Origin of the sequence: Parasphingopyxis sp. (assembly GCF_052168275.1) — a bacterium.
Taxonomy (GTDB): Bacteria; Pseudomonadota; Alphaproteobacteria; order Sphingomonadales; family Sphingomonadaceae; genus Parasphingopyxis.
Map to the genome: position 1 here is coordinate 1 of NZ_JBQLZM010000036.1, position 5,657 is coordinate 5,657.

General features: G+C 67.2%; 4 protein-coding genes and 1 pseudogene. 1 reads left to right on the forward strand and 4 read right to left on the reverse strand.

Features of this window, described 5'->3' with window-relative positions; translation table 11 throughout:
• Positions 1–165 precede the first annotated feature (165 nt).
• Both ACTS1X_RS03105 and ACTS1X_RS03110 read right to left on the reverse strand, forming a co-directional pair.
• Entirely contained in the window at positions 166–504 is a 339-nt protein-coding gene (locus tag ACTS1X_RS03105; protein ID WP_442612921.1) for a putative quinol monooxygenase, read from the reverse strand.
• 21 nt (positions 505–525) lie between these two features.
• A complete protein-coding gene (locus ACTS1X_RS03110) occupies positions 526–930 on the reverse strand; it encodes a nuclear transport factor 2 family protein (RefSeq protein ID WP_442612922.1) in 405 nt (134 codons plus the stop codon).
• Positions 931–1,071: 141 nt separating this feature from the next.
• Here ACTS1X_RS03110 and ACTS1X_RS03115 point away from each other — a divergent pair, with 141 nt between their 5' ends.
• The gene (locus tag ACTS1X_RS03115; protein ID WP_442612923.1) at positions 1,072–1,878 is read left to right on the forward strand and encodes an SDR family NAD(P)-dependent oxidoreductase; all 807 of its coding nucleotides are present in this window, start codon (positions 1,072–1,074) and stop codon (positions 1,876–1,878) included.
• Between the two features lie 4 nt (positions 1,879–1,882).
• On the opposite strand, the gene ACTS1X_RS03120 is transcribed toward ACTS1X_RS03115, so the two are convergent.
• Together ACTS1X_RS03120 and ACTS1X_RS03125 are read right to left on the reverse strand one after the other, a co-directional pair.
• Positions 1,883–5,119 carry an efflux RND transporter permease subunit gene (locus tag ACTS1X_RS03120; protein WP_442612924.1) on the reverse strand — a complete coding sequence of 1,079 codons (3,237 nt, stop codon included), beginning with the start codon at positions 5,117–5,119 and terminating at the stop codon, positions 1,883–1,885.
• Positions 5,116–5,657 (reverse strand): annotated as a pseudogene (locus tag ACTS1X_RS03125) (RND transporter); the annotation flags it as partial. The pseudogene ACTS1X_RS03125 and the gene ACTS1X_RS03120, both read right to left, overlap by 4 nt.

Genomic DNA, 5,657 nt, shown 5'->3' on the forward strand with positions numbered 1-5,657 from the left:
CCTCCCGGCCTCCCAACAGGGTACACTCAATGGGAGGCCGGGAGGGGGTGCGGGCCGGTGCGGCGACGTTGCGCCAGCAACGTTCTGACAGACAAATCCGGTGCGGCGACTCTGTCCGTCATTGCTTAGCTACGCTCGCAATGACGGGAAGGCGGGCCCCAGCCCTCAATCGAAATCGGCGGTCGCGACGCCTTCCGCGTTATAGACCGGGCCTTCCTTGTCGACGCGATATTTGCGGCTCACCGCGTTGACGATATCGAAGCTGCCCATATGGCCGAGCATGCCGAGATAGTGCGGCCCGGCGAGATGCGATGCGAGCGCCGCCTCGCTCTCCCATTCCTCGAAAACCTGGACGCGCGCCGGATCGTTGAGATCGGCGGTCCAGGCATAGGCGATGCAGCCGTCCTGGCTCAGCGCCCCGTCGATAAAGGGCTGGGCCGTCCTGAGCGCTTCGTCGCGCTTCTCCGGCGGCAGGTCCACCATGGCCGATACGACGACTTTCATATTCCCCTCCTGTCCATGTCTCTATTCGGGCCGATGTTCGGCGATCACGCGGAAATTGCGCTTGGCGTAGAGCCAGCGCCCGTCCCGCTTGACGAACGCGTCCTCGTACAGCCCGCCCGCGATGCGGGACCGGCCCTTTTCGACCAGTATCTCGTGCGTCTGGCAGCGTCCCGTCGCGCGGTCGCCGTCGATCTCGATCGCGGCGGGCACCGCGATGAAGCTGACCGCGTCGAATCCCGCCATCGCGCCGGTCCACAGTTCGACGATCGCCGGCTTGCCCTCGATCGTCATCCCCATGAATTCCCAGACCGCGTCCTCGGCCCAGCAATCGCCCCAGTCGCCGGCGTCGATGCGGCAGACGGCGTCGGAATAGCGGTCGTGCAGCTCGCGGATCGCCAGCCGGTCTTCAACGGGTCCCGTGAACATGCGCGCCTCCCTCGTGGACGGGAATAAAGCGCATAACCGCGCCGGGCGCGACTGTCAGTTGTGCGAGGCCGGGCTGGCCATAATGCCAGTTCCGCCGCCCGGCCCGATGCCATAGTCAGGACCGGTAAACGGGAGGGACGGATGACACGATTGGCAGGCAAGACGGCGGTAATCCTGGGGGCGGCGTCGCGCGGCAATATCGCGCAGACCATCGCGCAGCGCTTTGCGGACGAGGGCGCCAAAGTGCTCGTCTCGGGCCGGCACGAGGAACCGCTGGCCGAATTCGCCGGGACGATCGGCGGCGAATGGGCGCTGTGCGACATCACGAAGCGCGACGCGGTGTTCGCGCTCGCCAAGGCCGCGCGCGACAAGCTCGGATCGGTCGATATCGCGGTCAACGCGACCGGCTGGGGCCTGTTGAAGCCGCTGCTCGACGTCACCGAGGAGGAGCTCGACCGGATCGTCGACCTGCAGTTCAAGGGCGTCCATCATTTCCTCCAGGCCTTCGTGACCCAGATGATGGAGAACGAGCCGAGCGGCGGCTCGATCATCCAGATCTCCTCGGCGACGACGCGGGCGCTGCTCAACGACCATGCCGCCTATATCGGCACGAAGACGGGTTCGGAGGCGCTGATCCGCTGCGTCGCCAACGATTTCGGGAAATACGGGATCAGGGCCAACACGATCTCGCCGGCCTTTACCGAAAGCCCGATGACCGAGGGCGCCTTCGCGACGCCGGGAATGGTCGACGCGTTCCTGCCGCAATATCCGCTCGGCCGGCTCAACACCGCCGAGGATGTCGCCAATGCCGCGCTGTGGCTGGCGAGCGACGAAGCCTTCCTGACCGGGCAGAACATCCAGCCCAATGGCGGGCTCACGCTGCGGCGCAATCCGCTCGCCGACGAGATCGGCGCCGCGGTCGCCGCCGCGATGGAACGGCAGGACTAGCCGGTCAGGCGGGCTGGGTTTCCGGCTCCGCCGAACCGGTATCGTCCTTCTTCAGATAGCGCTTGATCCGGGCGGTGGCGCGGTGCTGGAGCATCGCGAGCGCCGGGATCAGCAGCATCAGCAGCACGGTCCCGAACAATACGCCGAAGCCGAGGCTCGCCGACATCGGGATCAGGAACTGCGCCTGCAGGCTGGTCTCGAAGGTGATCGGGGCGACGCCGAGAAAGGTCGTCAGCGAGGTCAGCACGATCGGGCGGAAGCGCGATTTGGCGCTGTCGATGATCGCCGTCTTGATGTCCGCGCCCTCTTCGAGCCGTTCGTTGATGAAATCGATGAGGATCAGCGATCCGTTCACGATCACCCCCGACAGCCCGATCAGCCCGAACATGCTCAGGATGCCGACCGGCAGGCCGAGGATCAGATGGCCGATCAGCGCGCCGATGATGCCGAACGGGATCGCGGCGATGATGATCAGCGGCTGGACATAGGAGCGGAACGGCACCGCGAGCAGGATGTAGATCAGCAGCAGCGCGACGAGAAAGGCGGTGCCGAGATCGCCGAAACTGTCTTCCTGCTCGGCCTGTTCGCCGCCGAAATCGAAGAGCAGCAGCGGATGGTCCTGCTGCATCGCGGGCAGCACCTCTTCCTCGAGCTGGCGGCTGATCTCCTGGCCGGTGATGACCGTCGTGTCGACATTGGCGCTCACCGTCACGACGCGCCGCCCGTCCTGCCGCCGGATCACCGAGGGCGATTCGCCGAAGGAGACGTCGGCGATCTCGCTCAGCGCGACCTCGCCGCCCGGCACGCGCACCCGGAACCGTTCGACGTCGACGATCGAATTGCGCTCCTCCTCGGGGAGGCGAATATAGACGCGCACATCCTCGCGCCCGCGCTGGACGCGCACCGCCTCGTCGCCGAAAAAGGCCGCGCGGACCTGGCCGGCGACGTCCTGCAGGGTCACGCCCAGGGTCCGCGCGGCGGGCTTGAGCCGCAGCTGGATCTCCTCGAGCCCGGCGTCCTGGTCGGTCTCGATATCGAACACGCCCTGGAAGCGGGCGAGATCGCGCATCAGATCCTCGGAAATCCGGGTCAGCGTGGCCGTATCGGGGTGCGACAGTTCGACGCTGACCGGCGCGCCGGCCGAGAACAGGTCGGAGGCGAAGACCAGCGAGCGCGCTTCGGCGACCGGGCCGACGGCATCGCGCCACGCATCCTCGAACGCGGCCGCCGAGACGTCGCGCTCGTCGCCGGGCAGCAGGCTGAACTGCACCGCGGCGAGATTCGCGCCGGTCGAGCTGCGGTCGCCTTCGGGTCCGCCGCCGGCGGTCGTCTGGCCGATCGTCGTGTAGATGCCGCGGACCAGGTCGGGCGCATCCTCGTCCCGTCCCGCCTCGATCCCGGCCATCGCCTCGCGGCCGCGCCGTTCGATGAAGCGGGCGATTTCCTCGGTGCGCTCGACCGGTGTGCCGGCCGGCATTTCCAGCGTCGCGCGGACGATATCGCCTTCGACATCGGGGAAGAACTGGACCTTCAATATTCCGGCGGGCACGAGCGCCATGAAGAGGATGACGAGCGCGATCGCGCCGGCGAGGACGATCGACGGGGCGTTCACCGCGAAGGTCAGCGCCTTTTCCAGCGGGCCGTTGACGAACCACTGGAAGCGCGCGTCGACCGCCTTCTGCACCCGGTCGAAAAACTGGGTGACGCGCGATTTCGATTCGTGATCGGGCGGCGGCAGATGGCTGAGATGGTTGGGCAGGACGAGCAGGCTCTCGACCAGCGACAGCGCGAGCACGGTGACGATGACGAGCGGGATATCGAACAGCAGCTTGCCGAACACGCCGCCGATCGCGAAGAGCGGGGAGAAGGCGGCGGCCGTCGTCAGCACCGCGAAGATGACGGGCTTGGTCACCCGCCGCGAGCCGATGATCGAGGCCGACAGGCCGCGGCGGCCGCGCTCGCGCTCGGCATAGATATTCTCCCCGACCACGATCGCATCGTCGACGACGAGGCCGAGCGCGAGGATGAAGCCGAACAGCGAGAACATGTTGATGCTCGACCCCAGCGTGTCGAGCACCGCGATGGCGCCGACGAAGGTGACGGCGATGCCGAAGGCGACCCAGACGGCGAGCCGGATGTTGAGGAACAGGGTCAAAGCGACGAGGACGAGGATCAGGCCGATCGCGGCGTTCTTGACGAGCAGGCTCAGCCGGTCCTCGAACACTTCGGAATCGTCGTTCCATATCGCGTAGGAGATATTCTCGGGCAGCGTCGGCGCGAAATCCTCCTCCAGATAGCGTTCGACCTGTTCGGCGATGTCGAGCACGCGCTCGTCGCTGGTCCGGAACACTTCGACAAAGGCGACCGGCGTGCCGTTGTAGAAGGCGCTCAGATCGTTGTCCTCGAACGCGTCGACGACGGTCGCGACGTCGCCCAGCCGGATGGTCGTGCCGTCCGAACGGCCGATCAGCACGATCTCCTCGAAATCCTGCTGGCCGTAATTCTGGCCGATCGTGCGGATGCGGACCTCCTCGGACGCGGTGTCGATCGACCCGGCCGGGCTGTCGAGGCTCGAGGCGGCGACGGTGCGCGCGATATCGGTGAGCGACAGGCCGTAGGCGCGCAGCGTGTCCTGCGGCACCTCGATCGACACCTCATAGTCGCGCACGCTGCCGGTCTCGACATAGGAGACCTCGCTGAGCGCGGCGAGCTGGTCCTCGAGCTGATAGGCAAGGCGCTTGAGCGCGCTTTCGCTGACATCGCCGTAGAGCGCGATCTGCATCACGCTCTGCCGGGTCGTCAGTTCGCGGACGTCCGGTTCCTCGGCATCGGCCGGGAAGGTCTGGATCTGGTCGACCTCGCTCTTGATGTCGTCGAGCGCGCGGGCGATGTCGGTGCCGAGTTCGAGCTCGACCGAAACGCTGCCCAGCCCCTCGGACGCCGTCGAGCGGACCTCCTTGACGCCCTCGACGCTCTCGACCGCCTCCTCGATTTTCTGGACGACCGATTCCTCGACTTCCTCGGGCGTCGCGCCGGGATAGATGACGCTGACCTGCACCGTGTCGAGGCTGCTCTCGGGGAACACCTCCTGGACGATCGTGCCGTAGGAGATCAGCCCCGCGACCAGCAGGAAGACGGCGAGCAGATTGGCCGCGACGCCGTTGCGCGCCATATAGCCAACCATGCCGCCGCCCCGGCTCGGGTCGAACTGGCCGGACCCGGGAGGCGGGTCGGCGCTCACTCGGCTTCGCCTTCGCTTTCCGCCGTCCCGGAGTCCGCTTCATCGTCCGCCGTGCGCACCCGCATCCCGTCGGTCGCGACGCCGATATCGCCGATAATGACCTGCGGATCGCGGCCGAGCGGATCCGCGCGGACGAAGACCTCGGTATCGGTCCGCTGGAGCACCTCGACCGGAACGATGGCGAGCCGCCCCTCGCGTACGAGCCAGAGCCGGTTGCCCGGCCGCAGCGCGGCGATCGGCACCGCGGCGTAGCGGGAGAGCGCCAGCCCGTCGATCGCGACCTGGACGAAACTGCCGACCAGCAGCGGCGGCCCGGTCGCCGCCCGGGCATTCTCCGCGCCGGCTTCGCCATCGGCCTGTTCGGCCGCGAGCTGGCCGGGCTGCATCGGATTGGGCACCCGCAGGAAGACGTCGATCGTCCGCGTCTCGGGATTGAGCACCGGGTCGGCGCGGTCGACAAAGGCCTGCCAGCGATAGCGCTGCCCGCCATAATCGGCATAGACGGAGGCCTCGATCCGCCGCCTGTCCTGTCGCCAGA

Excerpts from the sequence above, each read along its gene's own strand:
- ACTS1X_RS03110 (WP_442612922.1), bottom strand. The coding sequence starts at position 930 with ATGTTCACGGGACCCGTTGAAGACCGGCTGGCGATCCGCGAGCTGCAC.
- ACTS1X_RS03105 (WP_442612921.1), bottom strand. The coding sequence starts at position 504 with ATGAAAGTCGTCGTATCGGCCATGGTGGACCTGCCGCCGGAGAAGCGC.
- ACTS1X_RS03115 (WP_442612923.1), top strand. The coding sequence starts at position 1,072 with ATGACACGATTGGCAGGCAAGACGGCGGTAATCCTGGGGGCGGCGTCG.